The organism is Leucobacter salsicius M1-8 (genome assembly GCF_000350525.1).
GTDB classification, from domain to species: Bacteria; Actinomycetota; Actinomycetes; order Actinomycetales; family Microbacteriaceae; genus Leucobacter; species Leucobacter salsicius.
The window spans coordinates 40,464-66,413 of sequence record NZ_AOCN01000001.1; the positions used below are offsets into that span (position 1 = coordinate 40,464).

General features: G+C 64.9%; 19 protein-coding genes and 1 pseudogene. 8 read left to right on the forward strand and 12 right to left on the reverse strand.

Annotation, left to right across the window (positions count from 1 at the left end; all coding sequences use genetic code 11):
* Positions 1 to 63 precede the first annotated feature (63 nt).
* Complete coding sequence (locus C795_RS0100190; RefSeq protein WP_017791739.1) at positions 64 to 1,506, forward strand: amino acid permease; 1,443 nt, start codon at positions 64 to 66, stop codon at positions 1,504 to 1,506.
* A 141-nt stretch (positions 1,507 to 1,647) separates the two neighbouring features.
* Here C795_RS0100190 and C795_RS0100195 read toward each other — a convergent pair whose 3' ends face one another.
* The 4 genes from C795_RS0100195 to lysA are packed head-to-tail and all read right to left on the reverse strand — an operon-like array spanning position 1,648 to position 5,694.
* Positions 1,648 to 2,424, reverse strand: a complete 777-nt coding sequence (locus C795_RS0100195; RefSeq protein WP_017791740.1) for an amino acid ABC transporter ATP-binding protein — start codon at positions 2,422 to 2,424, stop codon at positions 1,648 to 1,650.
* Positions 2,417 to 3,379, reverse strand: a complete 963-nt coding sequence (locus C795_RS0100200; RefSeq protein WP_017791741.1) for an amino acid ABC transporter permease — start codon at positions 3,377 to 3,379, stop codon at positions 2,417 to 2,419. Before C795_RS0100200 ends, C795_RS0100195 begins: the two co-directional genes overlap by 8 nt.
* An 8-nt stretch (positions 3,380 to 3,387) precedes the next feature.
* Complete coding sequence (locus tag C795_RS0100205) at positions 3,388 to 4,317, reverse strand: ABC transporter substrate-binding protein (protein ID WP_017791742.1); 930 nt, start codon at positions 4,315 to 4,317, stop codon at positions 3,388 to 3,390.
* Positions 4,318 to 4,371: 54 nt separating this feature from the next.
* On the reverse strand, positions 4,372 to 5,694 hold the full coding sequence (gene lysA, locus C795_RS0100210) for a diaminopimelate decarboxylase (protein ID WP_017791743.1): 1,323 nt from the start codon (positions 5,692 to 5,694) through the stop codon (positions 4,372 to 4,374).
* Between the two features lie 83 nt (positions 5,695 to 5,777).
* On the opposite strand from lysA, the gene C795_RS0100215 reads away from it, so the two are divergent.
* On the forward strand, positions 5,778 to 7,397 hold the full coding sequence (locus C795_RS0100215; protein ID WP_017791744.1) for a PucR family transcriptional regulator: 1,620 nt from the start codon (positions 5,778 to 5,780) through the stop codon (positions 7,395 to 7,397).
* 209 nt (positions 7,398 to 7,606) lie between these two features.
* Complete coding sequence (locus tag C795_RS14630) at positions 7,607 to 9,061, forward strand: amino acid permease (protein ID WP_408605749.1); 1,455 nt, start codon at positions 7,607 to 7,609, stop codon at positions 9,059 to 9,061.
* Positions 9,062 to 9,085: 24 nt separating this feature from the next.
* On the opposite strand, the gene C795_RS0100225 is transcribed toward C795_RS14630, so the two are convergent.
* Positions 9,086 to 10,321, reverse strand: coding sequence for an acyl-CoA dehydrogenase family protein (locus C795_RS0100225; protein WP_017791746.1), 1,236 nt, complete (start codon positions 10,319 to 10,321; stop codon positions 9,086 to 9,088).
* A gap of 186 nt (positions 10,322 to 10,507) precedes the next feature.
* On the opposite strand from C795_RS0100225, the gene C795_RS0100230 reads away from it, so the two are divergent.
* Positions 10,508 to 11,263, forward strand: a complete 756-nt coding sequence (locus tag C795_RS0100230; RefSeq protein WP_017791747.1) for a TetR/AcrR family transcriptional regulator — start codon at positions 10,508 to 10,510, stop codon at positions 11,261 to 11,263.
* An 80-nt stretch (positions 11,264 to 11,343) separates the two neighbouring features.
* Here C795_RS0100230 and C795_RS0100235 read toward each other — a convergent pair whose 3' ends face one another.
* From C795_RS0100235 to C795_RS0100245, 3 genes are all read right to left on the reverse strand, one after another.
* Entirely contained in the window at positions 11,344 to 12,861 is a 1,518-nt protein-coding gene (locus C795_RS0100235; protein WP_017791748.1) for an alanine/glycine:cation symporter family protein, read from the reverse strand.
* Positions 12,862 to 13,030: 169 nt separating this feature from the next.
* Positions 13,031 to 13,681 (reverse strand): MBL fold metallo-hydrolase, encoded by a 651-nt coding sequence (locus C795_RS0100240; protein WP_232225394.1) that lies wholly within the window; start codon positions 13,679 to 13,681, stop codon positions 13,031 to 13,033.
* 14 nt (positions 13,682 to 13,695) lie between these two features.
* Complete coding sequence (locus C795_RS0100245; RefSeq protein ID WP_017791750.1) at positions 13,696 to 14,781, reverse strand: S-(hydroxymethyl)mycothiol dehydrogenase; 1,086 nt, start codon at positions 14,779 to 14,781, stop codon at positions 13,696 to 13,698.
* A 130-nt stretch (positions 14,782 to 14,911) separates the two neighbouring features.
* Between C795_RS0100245 and C795_RS0100250 the strand changes: the two genes are divergently transcribed.
* From C795_RS0100250 to C795_RS0100260, 3 genes are all read left to right on the forward strand, one after another.
* Positions 14,912 to 15,592 carry a FadR/GntR family transcriptional regulator gene (locus C795_RS0100250; RefSeq protein WP_017791751.1) on the forward strand — a complete coding sequence of 227 codons (681 nt, stop codon included), beginning with the start codon at positions 14,912 to 14,914 and terminating at the stop codon, positions 15,590 to 15,592.
* 262 nt (positions 15,593 to 15,854) lie between these two features.
* Entirely contained in the window at positions 15,855 to 17,108 is a 1,254-nt protein-coding gene (locus C795_RS0100255; protein WP_017791752.1) for an alpha-hydroxy acid oxidase, read from the forward strand.
* Positions 17,109 to 17,290: 182 nt separating this feature from the next.
* Entirely contained in the window at positions 17,291 to 18,907 is a 1,617-nt protein-coding gene (locus C795_RS0100260; RefSeq protein ID WP_017791753.1) for an amidohydrolase, read from the forward strand.
* Positions 18,908 to 18,925: 18 nt separating this feature from the next.
* Here the strand turns inward: C795_RS0100260 and C795_RS0100265 are convergent, their stop codons facing one another.
* On the reverse strand, positions 18,926 to 20,731 hold the full coding sequence (locus tag C795_RS0100265) for an FAD-dependent oxidoreductase (RefSeq protein WP_026139327.1): 1,806 nt from the start codon (positions 20,729 to 20,731) through the stop codon (positions 18,926 to 18,928).
* A gap of 77 nt (positions 20,732 to 20,808) precedes the next feature.
* On the opposite strand from C795_RS0100265, the gene C795_RS0100270 reads away from it, so the two are divergent.
* Positions 20,809 to 21,798 carry a LysR family transcriptional regulator gene (locus C795_RS0100270; protein ID WP_017791755.1) on the forward strand — a complete coding sequence of 330 codons (990 nt, stop codon included), beginning with the start codon at positions 20,809 to 20,811 and terminating at the stop codon, positions 21,796 to 21,798.
* A 20-nt stretch (positions 21,799 to 21,818) separates the two neighbouring features.
* Here C795_RS0100270 and C795_RS14635 read toward each other — a convergent pair whose 3' ends face one another.
* From C795_RS14635 to C795_RS16210, 3 genes and pseudogenes are all read right to left on the reverse strand, one after another.
* Entirely contained in the window at positions 21,819 to 24,200 is a 2,382-nt protein-coding gene (locus tag C795_RS14635; RefSeq protein ID WP_017791756.1) for a bifunctional metallophosphatase/5'-nucleotidase, read from the reverse strand.
* A gap of 175 nt (positions 24,201 to 24,375) precedes the next feature.
* A complete protein-coding gene (locus C795_RS0100280; protein ID WP_017791757.1) occupies positions 24,376 to 24,660 on the reverse strand; it encodes an ABC-2 transporter permease in 285 nt (94 codons plus the stop codon).
* A 37-nt stretch (positions 24,661 to 24,697) separates the two neighbouring features.
* A pseudogene (locus C795_RS16210) lies at positions 24,698 to 25,921 on the reverse strand (IS3 family transposase).
* Positions 25,922 to 25,950: the final 29 nt, after the last annotated feature.

The following is a 25,950-nucleotide window of genomic DNA, read 5'->3' on the forward strand; positions in this document are numbered from 1 at the left end:
TTTCCCACTGTGTCCCTACCCGGACAAGCAACGCACTACCGTCACCCTCACAAAGGAGTGTTCATGATTTCTGAAGTAGTTTCCGAACCGAAAACGAGCGAAATGCATCGCGGGCTCAAGAACCGCCACCTGCAGCTCATCGCCATTGGAGGTGCGATCGGCACCGGGCTCTTCCTTGGGTCAGGCAAGCTCATCAGTGTCTCGGGCCCGTCCATCATTTTCGTGTACATGGTGATCGGGTTCTTCGTCTTCATCATCATGCGCTCGCTGGGCGAGCTCCTGCTGTCGAATCTGCACTACAAAACCTTCGGCGACATCGCCAAAGACATGCTCGGGCCGTGGGCCGGATTCTTCGTGTCCTGGAACTATTGGTTCTCCTGGGTCATCGCATGCGTCGCAGACATTGTCGCCATCACGGCCTACGTGCAGTGGTTCAATGCCGATATTCCGAATTGGGTGCCCGCGCTGTTCGCGGCGGTGCTGTTGCTGGTGCTCAACCTGCAGCCCGTAAAGTTCTTTGGCGAGACCGAGTTTTGGTTTGCCATCTTGAAAATTGTCGCGATTCTGGGGCTCATCGCGGTGGGCGTCATCATGGTCGTCATCGGGTTCCAGTCGCCCGACGGCAACGTCGCATCAGTGTCCAACCTGTGGAGCCACGGCGGCATGTTCCCGATGGGTGCGAGCGGCTTCGTTCTCGGATTCCAGATGGGCATCTTCTCGTTCATCGGTGTCGAGATGGTCGGTACGGCTTCTGCTGAGACTGAGAACCCCCGCAAGACACTCCCTAAGGCGATCAACTCCATCGTCGTCCGCATTCTCGTGTTCTATGTCGGTGCGCTCGCGGTCATCATGTGTGTGACGCCGTGGAATCAGATCGACCCGGGCGAGAGCCCGTTCGTGTCCACGCTCGCCACCGCCGGGCTGGGTATGGCCGCTTTCATGATTCAACTCGTGGTACTCACCTCGGCCGCCTCAAGCGCAAACGGCGGGCTGTACTCGGGAACACGCATGCTCTTCGGGCTGTCCAAGGACGGCCACGCACCGAAGGGCTTCGCCTGGACCAATAACCGAGGTGTCCCCAGCAAGGCCGTCTTCTTCACCTCGGTGTTCCTGTTCTCGGCCATTCCGCTCCTGTTCGCGGGCGATAGCGTCGTGTCCGCCTTCACGTTCGTGTCGTCGATGTGCGCAACGCTCATCTTGTTCACGTGGGGGTCGATCGTGGTGAGCTACATCGTCTACCGTCGTCGCTTCCCCGAGAAGCACGCCGCCTCGAAGTTCAAGCTGCCATTCTCCCGCGTCTCGCCCTGGCTGGTGCTTGCATTCTTTGTCTTCATCGCGGGCACACTGCTCTACGGTGAGGACACCCGCGCACCCTTCCTAGCGGCGCCATTCTGGTTCTTGCTCCTCACCGTGCTGTGGCAGCTGCGCAAGCGAAAGCTCCAGCGCGAGGGCCGCCCCCTTACCGGCGCGATCCCCACGACCGGTCATCCCCTCGACGAGGACTAACTCGCAACTCCCGAGTTCGCCTCGACAGCAATGCCCCCGGCAGCGTGCTCCACGCTGCCGGGGGCATTCTTGTGCCGTGAGACAGAAACGGGCGGGGTGCTGCACCGTGTTGGTGCAGCACCCCGCCCGCGCCCATTCCCGTCAGAGCACGCTCTGCAAGAATCCCTGCGTTCGCGCGTGCTGTGGGTTATCAATGAGGTCTGCGGGCCGGCCGCTTTCCACCACCACGCCACCGTCCATGAAGACCACCTTGTCGGCGACCTCACGGGCAAAGCCAATCTCGTGCGTGACGACGATCATGGTCATGCCTTCGGCCGCAAGCTCCTTCATGACGTCTAGCACGTCTCCGACAAGCTCGGGGTCGAGCGCCGAAGTGGGCTCGTCGAACAGCATCAGCTTCGGCTTCATCGCGAGCGCCCGCGCGATCGCAATGCGCTGTTGCTGCCCGCCCGAGAGCTGTGATGGATAGTGGTCAGCCCACGCATCCAATCCCACGCGACGCAACAACGAGTGTCCCTCTGCAATCGCTTCACTCTTGCTCCGTCTGCTGACCACGAGCGGGGCTTCAATGATGTTTTCAAGCGCCGTCTTGTGTGGAAACAGGTTGAACCGCTGAAAGACCATGCCAATGGATCGGCGTTGCTTCGCCACCTCGCGCGGGTGCATCTCACGCAGCCGATCACCCTGGTCGCGATAACCCACCACTTCACCGTCGACGATGATTCGGCCACCGTCGATGGATTCGAGGTGATTGATGCATCTCAACAGCGTCGACTTACCGGAGCCCGAGGGCCCCAGCAACACGGACACCTCGCCCGCGTGAACATCCATGGAGATGCCCTTCAGGACCTCGAGCTGGCCGAAGTGCTTGCGCACGCTGCGCATTTGCACCAACGCGTCATCGCTGAGTTCAGACATTGCGGTTTCCCTTCTTCTTCCCCTGAAGCTGCACCGCGATGGCGCCCGTGAGAGCCTTTGCCTTCTGCAGCGGGGTGGCCGGTGCATTGCGCTCGACACCCTTCGCAAAATGACGCTCAAGGTAGTACTGCGGAATGGAGAGCAGCGAGACGATCAGGAGGTACCAAATGCTCACGACGATCAACAGCTCCACCTGCTTGAGGTTCTGTGCCGAGATCTGCGTAGCCCTCGTGTACACCTCCATGACAGCGATGAGCGACAGCAGCGACGTGTTCTTGATCATCGAAATCAGCTCGTTGCCGAGCGGCGGGATGATGACGCGCATCGCCTGGGGCAGCAGGATCCGGGTGAAGGTGTGGAACGGGCTCATGCCCAGCGACGCTGCCGCTTCCTTCTGCCCAAAGTCCACCGACAGCATGCCCGAGCGCACGATCTCTGCGGAGTATGCGGCCTCGTTGAGCGTCAGCGCGAGAATGCCGGCGACAAAAGCCGTGAGCAGCACATTGGTGTCGACTTCCCAGAACACGATGTCAGTGAATGGAATCCCCAGCGTGATCTTCTCAAAGATCAGCCCAAAGTAGCCCCAGATGACAATCTGAACGAGCAACGGGGTGCCGCGGAAAAGCCAGACGTAGAACGATGAGAAGACCACCATCACGGGGTTACCCGAGAGCCGCATGGCCGCGAGGACCACGGCGAGCACCGTCGAGATGACCATCGAGATCGCGGTGATCAGCAGCGTGACCCCCACGCCAGCGACGATGCCGTCGTTGAAGAGGTATTCCCCGACGACCGAGTAGTCGATGTTCTTGTTGGTGGCGAGGGCCTGCACGAACCAAGCTGCGAAGAGCAGCAGGGCGATCGCCCAGATCCAGCGCCCGGGGCGCCTGAGGGGCAGAGCTTCGACGTCGAAGCTCTTGTCCTGCTCAGGCCGAGTTGCGGTGAGTTGTGACATGAATCGACTCAGCCTTCTTTGCCGGCACCGTTGACGATTGCCTCGTCCGTGGCGTAGGCACCGAGGTTGTGCTTGTCGAGAATCTCCTGGTAGACACCCTCATCGATGATCGCCTGCATGGCGAGGCGCAGCGCCTCGGTGAGCTCGGTGTTCGACTTGAGCGTGCCGATACCGGTGTAGACCGGGTTGAACCCTGCAGGGTGCTCCGGGTCCGAGATAATCTCAAAGTCCTTGCCATCGCCCGACGTCGCTGCCGTGTAGGCCGCCACCGGCGCATCGACGGGGAATGCCACAACGCGGCCCGCCTTCAGCGCGGTCTGCGGGTCCTGTGCCGTGGGGAGCTGCTGAATGTCAAGGTCTCCAGCGCCGCTTGCGACGCACTCCTTCTTCAGATCTTCCAGCAGGCCCAGCTGAGCGCTGGCCTTCTGCACTGCCACGGACGTGCCGCAGAGGTCAGTAAGCTGCTTGATGCCCTCGGGGTTGCCCTTCTTCACAACGATCGCGAAGCCAGCGTAAAGCTCTTCGACGAAGTTCAGAGTGCCCTCGCGCTCGATCGTGTCGTTCATGCCCGACATGATGATGTCGAACTTCTTTGCCTGCAGCGCCGGGATCACCGTTTCGAATGCCTGATGGCCGATCTCAAATTTCACATCGAGCTTCTCGCCCAGAGCTTGCGCCAGATCCGGATCAAGCCCGACCTGCTTGTCTCCCTCGAGCAGAATGAACGGAGGGTAGGGGATGCCGGCCGCGGCACGAATGACCCCGGCCTCCCGGATCGCGTCGGGCAGAGCCGCCTCGGCGGCCTTGTCGACGCCGGAGGTGAGCGCGGCGGCGGGCTCTTCGGCCGTGGCCGACGAGCCGCTCGAGCCCGAGCAGGCGGTCAGCCCGAGCATTGCGGCGAGGGCCGCGGCGGTGGTGATCTTGACAATGTTCTTCATGAGGTTCCTCTTCCTTGGGGACAAATGAGTGTGGGGCAAATGGTGTGGGGTGAGTTAGGCGTGTTGTGCGCGCAGCGAGTCGTCGGCCCACGAGGTCTCGTCGGGGCCGACATGGTGCCCGAGAAACTCGGCATAGGTCTGACGTCGAACGGCAAGCCTCGCGTTACCGTCCTTGCAGAACACCACTGCGGGCTTGAGCGCACCGTTGTAGTTGTTTGAGAGCGTGTACCCGTAGGCGCCCGTGGCGGCAAGTACCACCGTGTCATTGGCTGCGGGGGCAGCCAAATGCGCCTGGTCAACCAGCAAGTCGCCCGATTCGCACTGGCGCCCCACCAGCTGGGCGACCGTGTCCGGTGCGACGTTGGCGCGGTTGGCCACGATGGGCGTGAACTTCATGTCCATGAGGGCAACGTTGAGCTGGTCGGCCAGCCCGCCATCGACGGCGACAAAGGTCGCGCCGGTGCGCTTGACGTTGTTCACGCGGTATGCGGTCACACCGCTGCGGGCGACGAGCGATCGGCCGGGCTCGATGATGAGCCGGCTGTGGGCCGGCAGGATCCGCTTCGCGGCGGCCGTGATGGCGTCCAGGTAGTCGTCGAGCTCGGGAGCGACCTGGTCGACGTTGTAGTTCACGCCGAGCCCGCCCCCGATGTTGTAGACGTCGAACTCCCCCAGCTCGGCCACCGCTTCGACGGCCCGTTCAAACGGTTCAAGCTGGAGTACCTGCGAGCCGATGTGCAGGTGCAGGCCGACCACGTTGATGTAGGGGTGCTCCCGCAGCCGCTCAATAAGCGCCTTGGCTTGGTCGATGGGCAGACCGAACTTCGAGGACTTACCGCCGGTCGACACTGACTTGGGAACCTGCGGATCCACGCCGGGGATGATGCGAACGAGCACGTCCTGGGGTCGGTTCAGCAGCGCGTCGAGCCGGTCGATGTCAGCCTCGCCATCGACAACGATGGCACCGATACCCGCATCCACCGCGAGCCGGAGCTCGGCTTCGCTCTTGGCATTGCCGTGGAGGTGAATCAGCTCTGCAGGGGCGCCCGACTCGAGCGCCAGCAAGAGCTCTCCTGCGCCCGCAACATCAATCGCAAGGCCCTCGTCGGCCGCGATGGCGTAGGCGCCCAGCACCGGAAACGACTTGGAGGCGAAGGCGACCTGGCTGTTGGGCCAGCGCAATGCGAGTCCCTCACGATACGCGCGCATGCGCTCCCGCAACCCCTGCTCGTCAATGACGTACAGGGGGGTACCGAACTCCTCTGTCAGGGCGGGGAGGGCACAGCCGCCAACAGCGAGCTCCCCGTCGGTGGTTACCGTCGTGTTCGCCGGAAAAATGCGTCCCAGCCGGGAATCGTACAACCCACTCTGTGTCACGTAGTCACTCCTTTGTTCGTGTCACAGATGACTTTATGAAGCCAAACCCGAGATTCCTTTGGCGAATTCGCTAATCTTTGAGCATGTCTTCATCGAATCCGCGCATCAGCTCGCTTTCTCCGCTCTCGACGGGGCTCCCCCTGCACGAGCTGGTGACGCAGCTCGGCCCAGCCACGATGAAGGTCATTGTGGGATCGCGCCAGTCTTCGGCGTTGAACGGCGTGGTCTACTACGACACCGAGATCACGCCACAGCAGGTTTCGGGCCGGCTGATCATCGTCACCTCACACGACGCGCTTGGCCCCGACCGCCTGGACCGCATGTGCCGCTCGTTCCGGGATGCGGGGGCAACGGGTGTCGTCGCGAAAGCCGTGAGCGCTCTTGGGGGAACTCAGCTCACGCAGGCGTGCGAATCCCACGGTCTCTCGTTGCTCGAGCTCGCCCCGGAAGTCGAATGGCGAGAGTTTGACGCGCTCGTGAGCAGGCTGCTCGGTGAGCACGGCGCAGGCCTGCAGCTCGGGGCCAACTCGGGCGACAAGCTGTTTGCGCTCGCGAATTCGATTGCCCACGCGTTTCGGGGGTCGGTCGCGATCGAGGACCATCGCCGCAACATCCTCGCCTACTCGGTATTGCCCGGTCAGGCCATCGATAACTTTCGCGCCACCGGCATTCTCACGCGCCGCGCCCCTGAGGGCCCACTCAATGAGACGCGCTATCGGCAGGTGTTCGCGACCGACGGCGTCTCACGGTTTCCGACCAATAATGAATATGCCCCGCGCGCGGCTGTTCCCGTCAGGGCCGGCAACATGCCACTGGGCTCGATCTGGGTCATCGACCCCGATGGAGATGACGTGTCGGTGCCCCTCGCCGCCGAAAAGCAGAAGGTACTCGAGGGCGCTGCGGCCCTCGCCGCGGGCTACATCGTCGACGCCTGGCGCTTTGAGCACGGCGACGAGCGCTCCAAGGAGGCTGCGCTGAGGCGGATGCTCTCGGGCAACACTCACGAGAATGATTCCACCGTGCTGGGGTTGCGCCACGACCACAGTTACCTCGTCATGGCGATCGATGGTGGCGCGATCCCCGAGGGCGAGCTGGGCGAGCTCAGAACGGCGACCTCGCGGCACTTCTCCGTGTACTTTCCCGGCAGCATCTGCACCGTCGTGGACGGCGCGGTGCTCGCGCTACTTCCGACAAACTCGACGGACTCGGTGAAGCGCTCACTCGACTGGTTTCTCCGCGAACTCTCCCGCCTCACCGATCATCGGTGCCACGTCGGATTGTCAGACCCGCGCAAACCCAGCGCTTCATTTGCGCCGGATCGCGAACGCGCGGTGCAGGTGGCGCAGTGTGCTCGACTCGTGGGACTCGATGTGGCGGTGCCAAGCGAGGTCAAGGCGCAGCTCATTCTGCAGGAGTGTGGCGATGCGATAGTTGCCTCCGATCTTGCACTGCCCGAAGCCGCTGAGTTGCTCAGCTCTGCCGAGTCTGAGACCCGCGAAACCCTGCTCACGTGGTTCGAGGAACAGGGCAAGGCGCCCCGGGTCGCGGAGCGGCTCAATCTCCACGAGCAGACGGTGCGCTACCGAGTGCGTAAAGCCTATGAGCGTTGGGGGCTCGCCGATATGCATGCCGATCAGCTCCTCGTGCTCTGGCTGCAGCTACGTATCGCCTCGATGAAGTCGCGGCTGGCCGAGTCCGACTAGATCGCATCCTCCCCGCCCTGTCAATACTCGGATCGGGCATTTCCCCGCACTCGGCGCATGGGGTGCCCCCAAAAGAGCAACGCCGTGTGCGCGTGCCCGGCGGGCCGTGCCTACAATTAACCCGTACGCCCGCGACTCAGCAGTCACGGGCCGACCAATCGGGCTAGATCCAGCCTGCCAAGTCATGTAGTCAGAACTCTCACACAGGAGTGAAGGATTTGTCCGAGAATATTTCGAACGCACCAACAGAAGAGCTGCACCGTGGCCTGTCGAACAGGCACCTGCAGCTCATTGCCATTGGCGGCGCCATCGGCACCGGCCTCTTCCTCGGCTCGGGGAAGGTCATCAGCCTGACCGGCCCCTCGGTGCTGTTCATCTACGCGGTCATCGGCTTCATGATGTTCTTCGTGATGCGGGCGCTCGGCGAGATTCTGCTTTCCAACCTCAACTACAAGACCTTCGGTGACATCGCGAAGGACCTCATCGGCCCCTGGGCCGGCTTTATGGTGTCGTGGACGTACTGGTGCACCTGGGTGGTCATCTGTATCGCCGACATCATCGCGATCACTGCCTACGTGTCGTACTTCAACGCATCGATTCCGACCTGGATTCCCGCCCTCGTTGCGGCGCTCGCGTTGATCATCTTGAATCTGCAGCCAGTCAGGTTCTTTGGCGAGTTCGAGTTCTGGTTCGCGCTCATCAAGATTGTCGCCATCCTCGGGCTCATTGCGACGGGCGTCGTGCTGCTCGTCACCGGTTTCGAGAACCCCGACACCGGCACGCAGGCGTCCCTCATGCATCTGTTCGACCGGGGCGGCATGTTCCCGTTTGGTATCGGCGGATTCCTGCTCGGGTTCCAGCTCGGCATCTTCTCGTTCATCGGCGTCGAGCTGATCGGCACCGCGGCGGCAGAGACCAAGGATCCGCACAAGAACCTGCCCAAGGCGGTCAACTCGATCGTCGTGCGCGTGCTGATCTTCTACATCGGCGCGCTCTCGGTCATCATGGCGATCACCCCCTGGGATGAACTTGATCCGGATCAAAGTCCGTTCGTCACGACCTTTGCGTACGCGGGATTTGCCGCAGCGGCCCTCGGCATCAACTTCGTCGTGCTCACCTCGGCAGCCTCGAGCGCCAACTCGGGGTTCTACTCGGGCACTCGCATGATGTACGCGCTGTCGAAGGACGGCCACGCGCCCAGGAAGTTCTCCCTCGTGGACAGCCGCGGCGTGCCGCGTCGCACCGTGTTCTTCTCCAGCATCTTCCTGTTCTCGGCCGTGCCGATTCTGCTCGCGGGCGACAGCGTGATTGCGGCATTTACCTTTGTGTCATCGGTGGCCTCGAGCTTCATCATCTTCATCTGGAGCATGCTGGTCATCAGCTACCTCCAGTACTACCGCAAGCATCCCGAGCGTCACCAGTCCTCCACGTTCAAGATGCCGCTGCCCCGGGTGATGCCTTGGATCACGCTCGTGTTCTTCGCGTTCATCGTGTTCACGCTGCTGATCGCCGAGGACACCCGCATCCCCACGCTGTGCACCCCGATCTGGTTTGTGGCTCTCGCCATTGCGTGGCAGCTGCGTAAGCGTCGGCTCATCTCGAGCGGGCAGCCGTTGACAGCTGCCGTCGCACTGCCCGGAACGGGTGAGGACGCGAAGTACTAACTTCGCGCCCTCGCCAACACCGATCTACACGAAGGCACCGACGCCCGTAATATCGCGCCCAATGATGAGCGCTTGCACGGTCTCGGTGCCTTCGTAGGTGTGCAACGCCTCGAGGTCGGCGAAGTGCCGGGCAACCCGGTTTTCGAGCAGGATCCCGTTGCCGCCCAGCAGGTCGCGCGCGTTGCGCGCCATGTCGCGGGCGGTGCGGGTCGCCGTGTACTTGCCGAGCGAGGCTCCCGGCCCGGTGAGCTCGCCCCGCTCGTCGGCACGAGTGAGCCCCATGAGGAGCGTCTGCAGCGTTGTGAGCTGGCTCAGCATCTCGGCGAGCCGGTTCTGCACAATCTGCGACGCCGCGAGCGGCCGCCCGAACTGCACGCGCTGCTTCGCGTAGTTCACCGCGGTCTCGTACACCGCGTGTGCCTGGCCGAGCGCGGCCCAGGCGACCCCCAGCCGGGTCGCCTGCAGCACCGCGGCGGTGTCCTTGAAACTGTTTGCCCCGGGCAACTTGGCGCTCGTGGGAAGCTGCACCCCGTCGAACTCGATGTGCGCCTGCCAGATGCCGCGCAGCGACACCTTGCCCTCGATCGTGGTACCGCGGTAACCGGGGCTATCTTGCGGCACGACGAAGCCCTGCACCTTGCCATCGTCGCCCCGCGCCCAGACCACGGCGATCGCCCCGTTACTGCCCGAGCCGATCCACTTCTTGTGCCCGTCAAGTACGAAGCCGCCCTCGACCGTGCGTGCGCGCGTCTCGAGGCTCACCGAATCCGAACCGTGGGTCGGCTCCGTGAGCGCGAAGGCTCCCAGCTCGGTACCGCGGGCGAGCGGCTCCTCCCACCGCGCACGCTGCTCATCTGAACCGCAACTGTTGATCGAGCGCAGCGCGAGCCCGCCCTGCACGCCCGCGATCGTCGCGATCGATCCGTCGCCGCGCGCAAGCTCCATGGTGGTCAGGCAGGCGGCGATAAGGCTTTGCTCGGGGAACCCCGGAACGCTTACGCCGTCACGCAGCAGGTCGAGCTGGCCCATGCGGCGGGCCAGGTGAACCGGATACTCGGCGCGATCCCATATCCCGGCAACGACTGGGCGGACTTCCTCCTGCACAAACCGCTGGGCGCGCTCGCGGTAGGCATTGTCGTCACTTGAGAGACCGCGAAATACCCCTGCAACGTCGACGTCGACGGGCTCCCAGAGGCGGTATTCAGGCTCGGCCGTTCCCTGGGCGATGGGCACCGTGGGCGCGGGGTTGGTGTTTGACATGGGGTTCCTCCCTGAATCCGAAGTGGCGCGTGAGGGTGAGTCACGTCACACCTCGAGCATGCCTGACACTGCGTGTCACGTCAACCATGATTCACTCACGCATCACCGATAGGTTCGGCGATACGTAACGCGATGAAGCAGTGAAACGTAGTCTCAGGTGTACCTGGATTGTGCTACCTTCGGCATATGCCAGCACACACTCCCCGTGACTCCGCGCAGCCTGCACAGGCACAGACACTCGCGCAGGGACCCGCCGCCGCCATTCGTCTCCTGGCCGACCGCGGCTACGAGGCGACCACGGCCGAGGATCTGGCTGACGCCGTCGGGGTCAGTCGCAGCACGTTCTTTCGCCGGTTCGGCAGCAAGGACGACGTCATCTTCGCCGACCACGACCTTGCCCTGGCCGAGCTCGAGGCGCACCTGAGCTCCACCGATCTCTCCCCCAGCGAGGCGCTCATCACGGGCACATGTAACGTGTTGCGGCTGCTGATTCGCGACCCCGAGGCCGCTCGGCTCCGCTTCGTGCTCGTGCGCCAGCACGAGCAGCTCAAGGAGCGCGAGCTCGTGATCACGCACCGCTACCAGCGCGTGTTTGCCCGCTATCTGCGCGCGAATCTCGCCGCGGATGCCCCAGGCTGGGTGGCCGCGACCTTCGCCGCCGCGCTCGTCGCGCTCCACAACCAGACCCTGCGCAACTGGCTGCGTGACGACGTCGACGACGCACCGGCGGCGCTCGGAACACAGCTGCGCGAGGTCGCCGCGTTTTACCGCGACTGGCTCGCGCCCGCGGTGCCCCCGCTCACGACCGCGACCTCCGCGCCCGCCGAGGCCCAACCGGTGCTGCCAAGCGGCTCCGGATCGCGCGTCGTGGTCGCCGTCTACGACACCGGCAGCTCCCCCGACGAGGTGCTCGCGGCGGTCGCCGCGCAGCTCAGCCACTAGCTCAGCAGCAGCAGGCCACCGAACTCAACAGCACACGGCAATGCCCGGGGCCCGCAGGCCCCGGGCATTGCCGTGTGTATCTAAGCCACCGGATCCGGATCGAGACTGCGCACGACCCCATTGGGCTTGGTGCGATCAAGCTCCTCCTCGTGCTCGCGCCACTCGCGGTACCCCGGATCGTTCGCGAGCCCGGCCTCGATTTCCGCCTTCGTCGCGACGAGCTTCGGATCGAACTTCAGGTACGAGCGGGTCTCGCGCGCAATCAGCCCCGACAGGATCAGCAGCCCGATCAGGTTCGGCAGCGCCATGAGGCCGTTCATCACGTCGGAGAACGACCAGACAACTGCCAGCTGCGTCGTCGCGCCGACGAACACGACGAGCGAGAACACGATGCGGAACGGCATCACGGATTTGCGGCCGAACACGCGCTCCATGTTGCGCTCACCGTAATAGGACCATCCCAGGATCGTCGAGAACGCGAACATCGCGAGGCCGGTCGTCACGACCCAGTGTCCCCATTCGCCCGGGAGCCCCTGGGAAAACGCCTCGCCCGTCATGAGGGCCGCCGACATCTGTTCGCCAGTCTCGGGATCGATGAGCTTGTAGGCGCCCGTCGTGACGATTACGAGTCCCGTCATCGACACCACGATGATGGTGTCGATGAACGTCTGGGTCATCGAAACGAGACCCTGGCGCACGGGGTGGCTGGTCTGGGCCGCAGAGGCCGCGATGGCGGCCGAGCCCATGCCCGACTCGTTCGAGAAGATGCCACGGGCAAAACCGAACTGCACGGCGAGAATAAGGGCGGAGCCGGCGAACCCGCCGGCCGCGGCCGAACCCGTGAACGCATCCGCGAAGATCGTCGCGACTGCAGCGGGCACCTCGCCAATGTTGGTGACGAGAATGTAGAGCGCAGCGACCACGTAGAACACGATCATGATCGGCACGAAGGCGCTGGTGACCTTGCCGATCGACTTGATGCCACCGACAAGCACCACGAGCGCGAGCGCGGTGAGCACCAGCCCGGTGGCCCAGGTCGGCACGTTGAAGCTGTTCTCCATGTTCGCCGAGATCGAGTTACTCTGCGTCATGTTGCCGATCCCAAAGCAGGCGAAGATCGTAAAGATGGTGAACATCCAGGCGAGCGTCTTGCCAAGTGGGCCCTTGATGCCCTTCTCCAGGTAGTACTGCGGACCGCCGTTACGCTCACCCTTCGTGTCCGACTGGCGATAGCGCACGCCGAGAAATGCCTCGCCGTACTTCGATGCCATACCGAGCAGTCCGGTGATCCACATCCAGAACAGCGCGCCGGGCCCGCCGATCGCGATCGCGGTGGCGACGCCCACGATGTTGCCCGTGCCCACCGTTGCGGCGAGCGCCGTCGTCAGCGCCTGAAACTGCGAGATGTCACCGCTGGCACCGGGGTCCTTGCGGCGCAGCAGGCCGAGGCTGAGAGCGGCGCCGAGGCGTATGAACTGAATCCCGCCGAGCCGGATCGTAAGGTAGAGACCCGTGATGAACAGCAGCGGGATGAGCACGAATGGGCCCCAAATGATGCCGCTGACGGTGTCGAGAAACCCCTGGATTGAATCGAGCATATGGTGTGTGCCTTTCGCGTCATTGCGGAGGTGCGGGTCGTGCGCTCTGGCGCACGTTACTCGTCACATGTTAGCGAGGTTTGGGGACGCAAAACGGCCCAGGCCCCCGGTGAGGGGGTGCCCGGGCCGGGATGATCCGGATCAGCGCATGGCCGACCGGGTTCGCGGGTTAGTGCCCGCGTGCGATCCATTCATCGAGCTGCGGCGCCTCAGCACCGATACTCGTTTCACCGCCGTGACCCGTGAAGACGCGGGTGTCGGCGGGGAGGGTCAGCAGCTGCGCCTTGATCGACTCGATGATCGTGGGGAAGTCGCTGTAGGAGCGACCGGTCGCTCCCGGGCCGCCCTGGAACATCGTGTCGCCCGTGAACACGACTCCGAGGTCGCGCGCGAGAAAACTCGTCGACCCGGGCGAGTGCCCGGGTGTGTGCAGGGCCTCGAGCGTCACACCGGCCACCGTGAACGTGTCGCCCGCGTTGATCTCGGCGTCGGGGGCCGCCTCGTGCACGGCGTCCCACAGCATCCGGTCGGCCGGGTTCAGGTGAATCGGCGCGTGCAGCAGCGCGGCCGTCTCGCGCGCGGCACGCACGTGATCATCGTGGCCGTGCGTCAACAGGATCGCGCGCACCGCGCGCCCAGCCACCGCCGACGCAACCTCTGCGGCGTTGTGCGCAGGATCGATGACGATCACCTCCGCATCGTCCCCCACGATCCAGACATTGTTGTCGACATCCCAGGTGCCACCGTCGAGCGAGAAGGTGCCGCTCGTAACGAGGCGCTCCACGCGTGCACCGGGGGCGGTGCCCACTACAGTCTCCACGTTCACTCCCCCACTCACAGCTCAACCACCGAGCGAAGCACCTTGCCGGTGCCCATGCGCCCGAATGCTGCCTCAACGTCGCCAAGACCGATGCGTTCGGTGACAAAGCCCTCAAGGTCGAGGCGTCCGAGGCGGTACTGGTCGATGAGCATCTGGAAGTCGCGGCTCGGGAGGCAATCGCCGTACCAGGACGACTTCAGCGAGCCGCCGCGACCGAACACGTCGAGCAGGGGCAGTTCGAGCACCATCTCGGGGGTCGGCACGCCCACGAGTACGACGCGACCGGCGAGGTCGCGCGCGTAAAACGCCTGCTTGTAGGTCTCGGGGCGGCCGACCGCGTCGACCACGAGGTCTGCGCCGTTGCCGCCGGTGAGCTCCCGGATCGCCTCGACGGCGTCGACGGCCTTCGAGTTCACGGTATGCGTGGCACCAAAGCGCTTCGCCTGCTCGAGTTTCTCGTCGTCGATGTCGACGGCGATGATCGTGGTGGCGCCCGCGAGCTGCGCGCCCGCGATGGCTGCGGTACCTACGCCGCCGCAACCGATGACGGCGACGGACTCGCCGCGCTTCGCCTCGCCCGTGTTGATCGTCGCACCGATGCCGGCCATGACGCCGCAGCCGAGCAGTCCCACGGCTGCAGCGTCCGACTCCTCGTCGATCTTGGTGCACTGGCCGGCGGCGACGAGCGTCTTCTCAATGAATGCGCCAATGCCGAGCGCGGGCGACAGCACCGTGCCGTCCTCGAGCGTCATCTTCTGCGTCGCGTTGTGCGTGTTGAAGCAGTACTGCGGCTGGCCCTTGGCGCAGGCGCGGCACTCGCCACACACGGCGCGCCAGTTCAGAATGACGCGGTCGCCCACCTCGACGCTCGTGACGCCCTCGCCGATCGCGGCAACGCGGCCCGTGGCCTCGTGTCCGAGTAGGTACGGGAACTCGTCGCCGATGCCGCCCTGCTGGTAGTGGAGGTCGGTGTGGCACACTCCGCACGTAATGATGTCGACGACGGCCTCGCCCGGCCCCGGATCCGGCACCAAAATCGTTTCGATCGTGGGCGAAGCATCCTTCGCACGCACCACAACACCCTGCACCCGATAGACCATGTGCGTCCCTTTCGATTGGCGCGGGCTCCTGTGCCCGGCGCACGTCTCCCCAGGCTATCTAGCTCGTCAGATAGTTGCCACCGGGCCGCGCCCAAACCATCCCGGCACGCAAGCTGCCATAATCGAGACGATGAAAGCACACGAGGTCGTCATGGCCTGGGTCACCGAGGAGCTCGCGAGCGGGCGGCTCCACATTGGCGACCACCTGCCGAGCGAGCGGGCCCTCGCCGAGACGCTCGCGGTGTCGCGCAGTTCGCTGCGCGAGGCGATGCGTGTGCTCGAGGCGCTGGGCACGATCCAGACCTCGACGGGATCTGGGCCGCGCTCGGGCACCATCATCACGGCTGCCCCCGAGCAGGCGCTCTCACTCGCGCTCAACCTGCAGCTCGCGACCCGACACTTCGACCAGCGGCACATCTACGAGACCCGGCTACTGCTCGAGACCTGGGCGGCGCAGCACGCGTCGCCCGATTTGGGCGACTGGACTCACGCCGAGCAGCTGCTCGACCGCATGGATGCCCCGGATCTCTCGGCCGAGGCGTTTCTCGCCCTCGACGCCGAGTTTCATACGCTGCTGTCCCACGCCGCCGACAATCCGCTGATCAGCGCACTGATGGACGCCCTCAGGCTCTCGGTAGCCGACCACACGGGCGCGCTTGCGCGCTCGCTGCCCGATTGGCCGACGACGGCCGCCCGGCTGCGGGCGGAGCACCGCGAGATTCTGGCTCAACTTCGCGCCGGATCGGGTGAGGCGGGCGCCGCACTGTTGCGCGCGCACATCGAGCGGTACTACGGCGAGAGCACAGTTTAGCCGCTCGGCAGTGGTCGTTCGGTGATGCCTGAGTTACCTCGCCTGCCAGGCCTGCCAGCAAAATCTGCGGGAGAAGTTCCGTCTATTCCTGGTTCATTCACGGAACAATCCCCGCATATTTTGGGGTGCGCCTGCGGCGGGTCTCGAGTTTGGCAGTCGGTTGACGTCGGCAGGCCACCTCACGTACACTCATGTGGTCAGACCACATGGTTGGGCCACACTGAAGTGCGTGTACGGCCCGACCCTCCTGAGAGGACCCACCGTGAAGCGCCAGCTCCCCCGCCCCGCCGAGCTCCTCGAGCTGCTGCAGTTCAAGAAACCCGAGCTCAATGGCAAGAAGCGCCGCCTCGACCAGGCCCTGACGATCGCCGACCTGCGCAAGGTTGCGAAGCGTCGCACCCCGGCGGCCGCGTTCGACTACACCGACGGCGCCGCCGAGGGCGAGGTCTCGCTCGCCCGTGCACGCCAGGCATTCGAAGACATCGAGTGGCACCCCGATATTCTGCGCCCCGCCGAACACGTCGACACCTCCTCACAGGTGCTCGGCGACACGACGGCCATGCCGTTCGGCATCGCCCCCACCGGGTTCACTCGCCTCATGCAGACCGAGGGCGAGATCGCCGGCGCTGGCGCAGCGGGGGCCGCAGGCATCCCGTTTACGCTCTCCACCCTCGGCACGACATCCATCGAGGGCGTGAAGGCAGCAAACCCCCACGGCCGCAACTGGTTTCAGCTCTATGTGATGCGCGAACGTGAGATCTCGTACGGCCTGGTCGAGCGCGCCGCGGCTGCGGGCTTTGACACGCTCATGTTCACCGTCGACACCCCCGTCGCCGGCTTCCGCATGCGCGACACCCGCAACGGGTTCTCGATTCCCCCGCAGCTCACACCCGGCGTGATCCTCAACGCGATCCCTCGCCCCTGGTGGTGGGTCGACTTCCTCACGACCCCCAAGCTCGAGTTCGCGTCGCTGTCCTCGACCGGTGGCACCGTCGGCGAGCTACTCAACTCGGCCATGGATCCGACGATCTCCTACGAGGACCTCGACGTGATCCGCGAGCTGTGGCCCGGCAAAATTGTGGTCAAGGGCGTACAGAACGTCGCCGATTCGGTGAAGCTCATCGACCGCGGCGTCGACGGCATCGTGCTCTCCAACCACGGTGGCCGCCAGCTCGACCGCGCCCCCGTGCCGTTCCACCTGCTACCCAAGGTCGTGCGCGAAGTAGGCCGCGACGCCACGGTCATGGTCGACACCGGCATCATGAACGGCGCAGACATTGTGGCGTCCGTGGCGCTCGGCGCGAAGTTCGCGCTCATTGGTCGCGCCTACTTGTACGGCCTCATGGCTGGCGGCCGCGAGGGCGTCGACCGCACGATCGCGATCCTCAGGAGCGAAATCGAGCGCACCATGACCCTGCTCGGCGTCTCAACGCTTGACGAACTCGAACCGCGGCACGTCACCCAGCTGCACCGTTTTGCCCGCGAGGGCGCACAGGTGCGCGCCTCAAGCCGGTAGTTCACGCAACCCCGCGTGTGCCCCGTAGAGCTGCCCACGCTTCGGGGCGCACGCGTTTGCACGCACCCCTATTGCGGCAGGCCACCTTCTCGGTACAGTGTACGGACCCGGCGATGTTGCCGATCACCAAGCTGGGATGGGCGCCGGAGCCTCCTCCAGCAGGCCCGTATGAAAGGGAAACCGTGACTTCTCCTACACTCACTGGCGGTTCACTCGCCGTTGTTGGCGCCCAGCTGCGCACTAACACCGCAGACCACTCGGAGGCCACCGCACTCCTCATCCGTGAGGGTCAGATCGTGGCACTCGGAGACGACGAAGGGATTCGTGCGGCCGCCGATGCCGACGGCATCACCGTGCGCGACGTCGCCGGGGCCACCGTCACCCCGGGGCTGTTCGACTCGCACTCGCACCCATTCCTCGGGTCCGAGACCCTCGCGTGGGTAGACCTGGCGGGGAAGGGCACGCTTGACGAGATCCGTGCGGCGCTTGCAACCGAGGCCGCCCGGCTGCCCGCAGGCGCCTGGGTGCGCGGCTGGAACCTCGAGTACGAACCGTTCGAGGAGAGCGGCATTCGTGGTGATCTCTTCGACGCTGCAGTCGACGGCCACCCGTTGGCCGCGCAGTTCTATGACTGCCACACCTACGTTGCGAACCAGGCGGCCCTCGAGATCGCGGGCGTCACGGGGGCCCGCGAGTTCGACGACGCGAGCGAGATCGTGGTCGACCCCAATGGCGTTCCCACGGGTGAGGTCCGGGAGATCACGGCCATTCAGTTGCTGACATCGGCGGCCCCCGAGCCGACCCACGAGGAAGCCGTCGCTGCGAGCCGGCAGATCCTCGAGCGGTTTGCGAGCGTCGGGCTCACCGGCGGCGCCATCATGAACGGCGGCGCCGAGTCCATTCAGATCCTGACCGACCTCGAGGCCAGTGGCGAGCTCGTGCAGCGCATGACGCTGCACCAGTGGCACACCGCCAACACTGACGACGCCGAAATGGTGCGCATCATCGCGAGCCGGGATGCGCGTGGTCGCCTGTGGCAGGCCAACGGCATCAAGCTCATCAGCGACGGCGTCGTCGACACCGGCACGGCCTGGCTGCACGAGCCCGACACCTGCGGCGATGGCACCGCCTCACTGTGGTCCGATTGGGACGCATTTGCCGACATCGTTCGCCGCTACGACGAGGCGGGCATGCTCGTCACCACGCACGCGGTCGGTGACTATGCGGTGAGCCGCGTACTCGATATCTACGCTTCACTGCCCCCGCGCGCACGCCCCGCCCGCATTATCGAGCACCTCGAGGTGCTCGCCGACCAGGACATCGAGCAGCTCAAGGGCTCGGGCGTGCTCGCGTCGATGCAGCCTTCGCACATGCAGTGGCGGGTGGCTGACGGCTCGGACAATTGGACCGTGCGACTCGGCGAGGGGCGCAGCGAGACCGGGTACCGCGCACGCAGCGTCCTCAACGCCGGTGTCGCACTCGCCCTCGGCTCCGACTGGCCGGTGGCCACCTACGACCCCCGCGTCAACATGGCCTGGGCGCGCGGGCGGCGCGAGCCCGGCACCCCGAACGCGCCGGTATTTGACCCGCAGGAATGCCTCACGGGCGAGGAAGCTCTCCTCGCGTACACGCTCTGGCCCGCCCGCGCCAGAGGCCACGACGATCGCGGCGCCCTGGCTCCCGGCATGGTGGGCGACCTCACCATCTGGGCCGAGGACCCCGTCACGGTCGACCCCGATGAACTCATCGGGGTCGACATCGTGGCGACCGTCGTTGACGGCAGAGTAGTGTTCGGGTAGCGCGGCCGGGTCCCCTCGCTACTCGACGAGCTTGCCGTCGACCGAGTCATCGAGGTGCGCCTCGGCGAGCGCCCGGAACGCTTCGGGCGCCACGGTGGCAGGCTCGAACCGCACCCCGCGTTCGGTGTCCCACAGCATGTTGCCCTGCAACGCGTCGCTCTGCTCGGGGAAGTCGGAGCGGTTGTGGCAGCCGCGCGTCTCACGCCGCTCGAGCGCACTCTCGAGCGTTGCGCGGGCGGCCAGCAGTGATCCCTTGAGATCGTAGGCGTGGGCGAGATCGTCGAATCCGGCGATGTCGGGGTGCACAGCAAGGCGCGAGGCCCGCTCGTCCAGGTCTGCAAGCTTCTCGAGCCCGACCGTGAGACCCGCCTCGTCGCGTACGACGCCCGCGTGGGCCGTCATGAGGTTGCGCAGCGCACGCTGCAGCAACCTCGCGCTTTCCGGTCGGGCGGGCAGGCCCGATCCGGAGCCGCTTGCTTCGGCATTGCTCGAGGCAGAACCCGACCCCAGCAGCGCCTGCATCTCTTCGCGGGCCTCGGCGACCGCGCCGGGATCGCGTCGCACCGATGTGAGGCCCGTGACGTAATCGGCCGCGTCGGCGCCCGTGATGCGACCGTAGACAAGCAGCTCGATGAGCGAGTTGCCGCCGAGCCGGTTCGCGCCATGCAGACCGCTCGATGCCTCGCCGATGGCGTAGAGGCCTGCGACGCCCATGCCGTGGTCCTCGGGTCGCACCCACACGCCGCCCATCGAGTAGTGCGCGGTGGGCGCGATCTCAATGGGCTGCTCGGTAATGTCGAGCATCTGCAGGTCAATGAGGTTGCGGTAGACCCGCGGCAGCTTGTCGAAGATCACCTCGCGCGGCAGGTGGGAGACGTCGAGCAGCACGCCACCGTTTGCGGTGCCGCGACCCTCGGCGATCTCGGTGTAGCTCGCGAGCGCGACCCGGTCGCGGGTCGAGAGCTCCATGCGCTCGGGGTCGTACTTCTCCATGAAGCGCTCCCCCAGCGCATTGCGCAGCACGCCGCCCTCGCCGCGAGCGGCTTCAGAGACGAGGGTGCCCGCAGCCTCCGTCGGTTCGAGCAGGCCCGAGGGGTGAAACTGGACCAACTCGGCGTCGCGAATCTTAGCGCCCGCAAGCGCGGCAAGCCGAAACGCGTCCCCCGTGTTCTCGTTGCGGCGCGACGAGGTGTTGCGCCAAATGCGGGTGTGCCCGCCGGCAGCGAGGATCACTGCGTCGGCGTGGATCACGACGGGAGTGCCGTCGACGATATCAAAGCCGTAAGCGCCGAAAATGCGCCCGCCCACCTCGAGCAACCGGGTGATGTAGACCGTGTCGATGATGGGCACCTGGAGCTCGCGCGCGCGGCGCAGCAGGGTGCGCTGGATCTCGAGGCCGGTGTAATCGCCCGCGTAGGCCGTGCGGCGGTAGGTGTGCGCGCCGAAGAACCGCTGGCTGATGCGACCATCCGCCTCTCGGGCGAACGGCATGCCCCAGCGCTCGAGATCCTCGATGCCCTGGGCCGCCCCGCGGGCGACCACCTCAACAATGGCCGGATCGGCAAGGAAGTAGGACTCGCGCAGCGTATCGGCCGCGTGCTGTTGCCAGGAGTCCTCGGGGTCCATGGTGCCGAGCGCGGCGTTGATTCCGCCCGCCGCGAGCGTGGTGTGAGCGTCATGGGCGCGGCGCTTACCGACGGCGAGCACCTGCATGCCGCGTTCGGCGAGCTCGATCGAGGCCCGGAGGCCCGCGCCTCCGGTGCCGATCACGAGCACGTTGGTGGAGAGGTGGCGTTCGGTGCGTGAGGTGGGTGTTGTGTGCATGACCTCCACGCTAAAACCGCGCGGTCAATAACTCCAATGAATAGATTTCATGGTTTCAATACGATTAAGCTATCGACATGAATCTCGATCAGCTGCGCAGCTTCGCCGAGGTAGCCGAGCTGGGCCATTTCACCCGGGCGGCCGAGCGGTTGCATCTCACACAACCGTCGCTGAGCCGACAGATTGCGGCGCTCGAAGGCGATCTGCGCGTTGAGCTTTTTCATCGGGCACGCGGCAACATTGGGCTGACGGCGGCCGGTGAAAGACTGCTCCCCCTCGCCCGCCGCATGCTCGCCGATGCCGAGGCGGCGCGCACCGAGATGGCCGAGCTCGCTGGCCTGCGAGCTGGTCGCGTGCGTCTGGGGGCCACGCCGACGTTGTGCACGAGCCTCGTCGCCGAGGCGCTCGTGTCGTTTCGTGCGCAGTATCCCGGCATCGAGGTGCAGATTCTCGAGCGCGGATCGCGCAGCCTGATTGGGGCGCTGGCTGACGGCGAGCTCGATCTCGCGCTCATCGTGGACACCGACGCCGCCCCGGTGGGCGCGCTCGACATGCTCGACCGCACGCCCTTGCTCGCGGAGAGCCTGGTTGTCGTAGAGCGCGCCCGGCACGCCGGGAGGCCCGATGGTGCGGCGACCTCTGCTGGAAGAGCAGCCGCTGACGCGGCACCTCAGGTCACGCCGATCACCCTTGCGGAGGTCGCACTGCTACCCCAGGTCATGTTTCCCGACAGTTATGATCTGCATGCCACGTTGGCGCAGGCGTTTCGGGGCGCGGGCCTCGCACCCGTATCCGCCGTCGCGGGGGCCGAGATGGACGCCTCGCTGAGGTTCGTCGAGCGAGGATTGGGCGTCGCCGTGGTGCCCGCAATGGTCGCGCTCGACCGCCCCCAACTACTGGCGCGGCCGCTCACCAGCCCCGAGATTTCGCGCACAGTGAGCCTGGCCCGGCGCGCCGACATGAACCTCACACACGCCGGCGCGGCGATGCAACTCACCCTGCGTGACACCGCGCACGCGCTCACCGCGCCGGGCTCGGTGACCGCTCGTTTCCTGTCGCAGGTGTGAACGCACGTCCATGGCCGCGGCTAAACATGGACGCTTTCCGAAGCGCGACGGCGCCGGGCCAGCGCGAGCAGCCCGAGGGCCAGCAGGATCGCTGCAGACCCTACGATTGCTGCGGTCTCAAACGCGGACGCGCCTCCCGTGCTAGCGAGGCTGTCGTCCTTCCCCCCATCGGCGCCCGCTCCACCGCTCGCAGTGCTATTCGCGCTACCGTTTGCGCCGCTACCGGCTTCAGCGTTACCACTCGGGGAGGTGACCGTGAGCGCCGCGATCGCTTCGGTGCCGTCGTCGAGTATCGCCAAGATCTCGTGGGCACCGGGCGGTGTGGTGGCCGGGATACGCGCGGTGTGGGTGAACGTTCCAGTACCATCGGCGGTCACCGTGCCGAGGGGCGTCGGCCTCGAACGAAGCTCGAGTTCGACCGCTGCGCCCGCGGCAAATGCGCTGCCTGAAATTGACACGCTGTCGCCCGCTTCAACCGTGGCACGATCGAGAGCGATCTGCGCGACGGCGTCCGAGAACGTGACCGGCACGACCGCGCGGGTGCCGTTCCCCTCCACCGTCACGATGAGATCCTGCACCCCCGAGACCCCGGCAGGGGCCGCAAACTTCAGCGTGGCCCGCCCGGCCTCATCGGTCGTGTCGATCACGATCGGGTCGATGGGAGCCGTCGCAAGATTCGTTCCCGCGAGTGAGATCGTCGCGGCGGTCGGCGCAGGTTCCCCCGTGCTGAATGCCAGCGACGAAAGCCGCACCACGACGTCTTCCCCGGCGACAAACCCGGCCCCAGCGGGCGCGTTCACGGTCGCGCCGACCGATCGCTGCGCGAGGTCGGGCACGGCGGTTGTGAACTGCGCGAACCAATCGACCATCGATTGGAGATCCGTCTTGCCCGTATCGGTGCGATTCGCACCATCACTCATGGTGTCGAATCGGTCGCCCCCCTCGGCGAGAAAGGCGTTCGCCGCGACTGTGTAGATCGCTTGTGGGTCGATCGGGCTGCCATCGACCGTCACCCGTGTCACGTGCGAGCCTTGAGCGGCGGCGGGGTCATAGGTCACCTGCACGTTCTGCGAGACACCCAGCTTCAGGAATGGGCGGCTGGATCCCTCCGGCTGCCATTGTTCTTCAAGTACCTGCGTGAGCTGGGCGCCCGTCAGTTCGATCGTTTGCAGGGCGTTTGCAAACGGTTGCACCTCCGCGGCCTCTCGGTAGCTGACGTGGCCGTCGGGGTCGTTCACGCCGGCCGAGGCGAAGGCGAGATTGGCACGGAGGGCACCCGGGTTGATGAGCCCCAGGTCAGCGTCGGCAGACCAGGCAAGCACGTCGGCAGTAAAGTTTCCAATGGTCGATTCACCGCCCCGGTTCTCAGCGACGCCATCGCTCTGCCTGGCCCGGTTAAAGTCTGCCGTGATCTGGCCGACGTTGCGAGATCCGAGCTCCTCGGCGGCTGCAGTCGCTTCGCCGACAATCGCCTGAACCGCGGGCACCGCGGGGTACAGCGGTGCCCCGTCGCTCGTCAGCGGTTTGATCTCGTTCGTAATGGAGATGAGATCCTTCGAGACAGAATCAACCTGAATGTTCATCAAGCCGAGATTTTCGCCGTACTGGCCGCTCGACACCACGGGCCGACCATCAATGACGTGGTCGTAGGCGAGATGGGTGTGCGCCGACACGATCGCGTCGACGTCCGCTGAGACCCCCGCCACGATCTTGCCCAGCTGAGACTCCGGGGTGATGGCCTCCAGCGCGGTGCCGCTGGCGCCCTCGTGCACGAGCAGGATCACGACGTCGGCTTCACCGTTCCCCAGGTCTCCGTCACTTAGCGCCTGTGCCGCATCGTTCACGGACTCTGCAATGCCTCGCACCTCGAGCTCGGTGACCCGATCGGGGTTGACCATTCCTTTGAGGCCTTCAACCACCGCGCCCACAAAGCCAACCTTGACGCCCTCGAGCTCGGTCACCCAGGAGGGCGCGAGTGCGTGTTCGCCGGTGTCGGCGAGGAACACATTGGAAGCAACGTATTCCCAGTCGGCGCGAGGCTGCACCCGGTTCTTGAGGTCGTCCCAGCCCTGATCAAACTCGTGGTTGCCCGTCGCGCTCACGTCGAGCCCGGCAGCGTTCAGCGCGTCAATGGTCGGGTTGTCGTCCTGAATGAACGAGGTGAAGGTCGAAGCGCCGATGAGGTCGCCCGCCCCCGCGAAGATCGTGTTCGGGTTATCCCCACGAAACTGCTCGACCGCCCCAGCGACCACCGCTGCTCCGGCTGATCTGCCTTCTGCCTCGATCCGGCCGTGAAAATCATTGATCGTCACGACATCGATGCTCACTGGATCCTGATTTCCCGGGGTGGCGAATCCTGTCGAAGCGGGCAGCACTCCCAGCAGCAGGCCTGCCGCAGCCACTCCTGTGATCCACCGCGCTCGCTTGGGCCAGACCCGGGCACCTCCGTGCTGAGCGCTGCACGTCGCGGCAGAACAATCGACCCCCATGGTGTGCACCTCTCCAGACCAAACCGTAACTAGACCGGGTCCAGTCTTCCACATCTGAGGTGCACTCCACGTGGTCGCCCGCTTCTCGCTACATGAGTTTTGTCGACTCGAGCGCGTTTGCGAGACTCGTGTTGAGCTTGAGCACGGGGATGCGCAGCACCAGGCCGACGAGTAGCGTCGGCACGAGGAACAACGCCAGTAGACCAATCGAGATCCAGTAGTCCCCGTTGTAGATTCCAGCAATCGCTGAGCGCACCGCATCGGTCGCGTGCGTGACCGGCAGCCAAGGGCTCATGTTTTGGAACCACTGGGGAAGCACCGCGAGCGGATATGCGCCGCCACCCGCAGAGATCTGGACGACCAGCAGGAACACTGATTTGGCCTGACTAAAGTTCCGACATGGTTGTCCGTTACATCGTCAGTGCGGGCAACGGTTCAGTGACAGCGTAGTACGCCGCTTCAACCTCTGCAGGGGTACGCATATCAAGCTCCCCGTGAAGGCGTTCGTTGTTCCACCACCACACATATTCCAACGTCGCAAGCTCGACCTGCTCGACCGTTTTCCAAGGCCCCTGCTGCCTGATCAATTCGGCTTTGTAGAGCGCGTTCACTGCTTCAGCCATCGAATTGTCGTAGCTATCGCCGACTGTCCCGGTTGACGGGATCCGCGCCGAGCTCTGCGACCCGGTTGGTGTAGACCATCGACATATAATTCGAGCCGTGGTCGCTGTGATGCACCAACCCCTCGAGATCACCACCGGCCTGCCAGGCCGCCATCTCAAGCGCTTGCAACGGCAATACCTCGGCCTTGAGTGTTGAAGCGACATTCCAGCCGACGATTCTGCGCGAGTACACGTCGGTCACGAACGATACGTACGCGAACCCAGACCACGTCGCAACATAGGTGATGTCGACGACCCACAACCGCTTCGGTGCTGCCGCAGTGAAGTTCCGATTCACGAGATCACCTGGCAGCCGGTCCGCCGGGTCGCTCTTCGTGGTGAATGCCCGTTTCGAGCGTTGCACGCCGCGTACTCCAGCGATCTTCATGAGCCGCTCGCAGGCGTCACGGCCAATTTCCCAGCCCTCACGCCGCAATAGGGCATGCATTTTGCGGCGACCATACACGCCGTAATGCTTGTGGTGGAGGCGCGTGATCTCCGGGATGAGGATCTCATCACGGAGGTGCCTAGCTGAAGGCAGCCGGTTCCTCGCTGCCCGATACCCGCGTGAGGTGAGGAAACCACGGACTGCCGCACGTAGCGTGCGGCAGAGGAACTCGACCCCGAAACGATCACGATACTTATCGATGAATCGGATCATTTCGATCGTGGCCGGTCGAGTTCCTGCGCGAAAAATATGCTCGCAGCTTTGAGAACTTCATTCGCTTTCCGAAGCTCCGCATTCTCGCGGCGCAACCGACGGTTCTCTTCATTCATATCGGTGGTGACACCGGGCTTCGCGCCAGCGTCGACCTGGGTTTGGCGATGCCAGACGCGAAGCGTGTCGGGCGAGACTCCAAGGAGCCCGCCGATGTGTTTACTCGCCGCATGAAGACTTGCGTGTTCGGGTAGAGCTTCGGTGAGCATGCGGAGGGCGCGCTCACGGAACTCGGGTTCGTATTTCTTGGCCATGGTGTTCCTATCCTTGTAAAAGATCGGAA

Coding starts and splice junctions, on each gene's coding strand:
- C795_RS0100190 (WP_017791739.1), top strand. CDS start 64: ATGATTTCTGAAGTAGTTTCCGAACCGAAAACGAGCGAAATGCATCGC.
- C795_RS0100195 (WP_017791740.1), bottom strand. CDS start 2,424: ATGTCTGAACTCAGCGATGACGCGTTGGTGCAAATGCGCAGCGTGCGC.
- C795_RS0100200 (WP_017791741.1), bottom strand. CDS start 3,379: ATGTCACAACTCACCGCAACTCGGCCTGAGCAGGACAAGAGCTTCGAC.
- C795_RS0100205 (WP_017791742.1), bottom strand. CDS start 4,317: ATGAAGAACATTGTCAAGATCACCACCGCCGCGGCCCTCGCCGCAATG.
- C795_RS0100215 (WP_017791744.1), top strand. CDS start 5,778: ATGTCTTCATCGAATCCGCGCATCAGCTCGCTTTCTCCGCTCTCGACG.
- C795_RS0100225 (WP_017791746.1), bottom strand. CDS start 10,321: ATGTCAAACACCAACCCCGCGCCCACGGTGCCCATCGCCCAGGGAACG.
- C795_RS0100230 (WP_017791747.1), top strand. CDS start 10,508: ATGCCAGCACACACTCCCCGTGACTCCGCGCAGCCTGCACAGGCACAG.
- C795_RS0100235 (WP_017791748.1), bottom strand. CDS start 12,861: ATGCTCGATTCAATCCAGGGGTTTCTCGACACCGTCAGCGGCATCATT.
- C795_RS0100245 (WP_017791750.1), bottom strand. CDS start 14,781: ATGGTCTATCGGGTGCAGGGTGTTGTGGTGCGTGCGAAGGATGCTTCG.
- C795_RS0100250 (WP_017791751.1), top strand. CDS start 14,912: ATGAAAGCACACGAGGTCGTCATGGCCTGGGTCACCGAGGAGCTCGCG.
- C795_RS0100265 (WP_026139327.1), bottom strand. CDS start 20,731: ATGCACACAACACCCACCTCACGCACCGAACGCCACCTCTCCACCAAC.
- C795_RS0100270 (WP_017791755.1), top strand. CDS start 20,809: ATGAATCTCGATCAGCTGCGCAGCTTCGCCGAGGTAGCCGAGCTGGGC.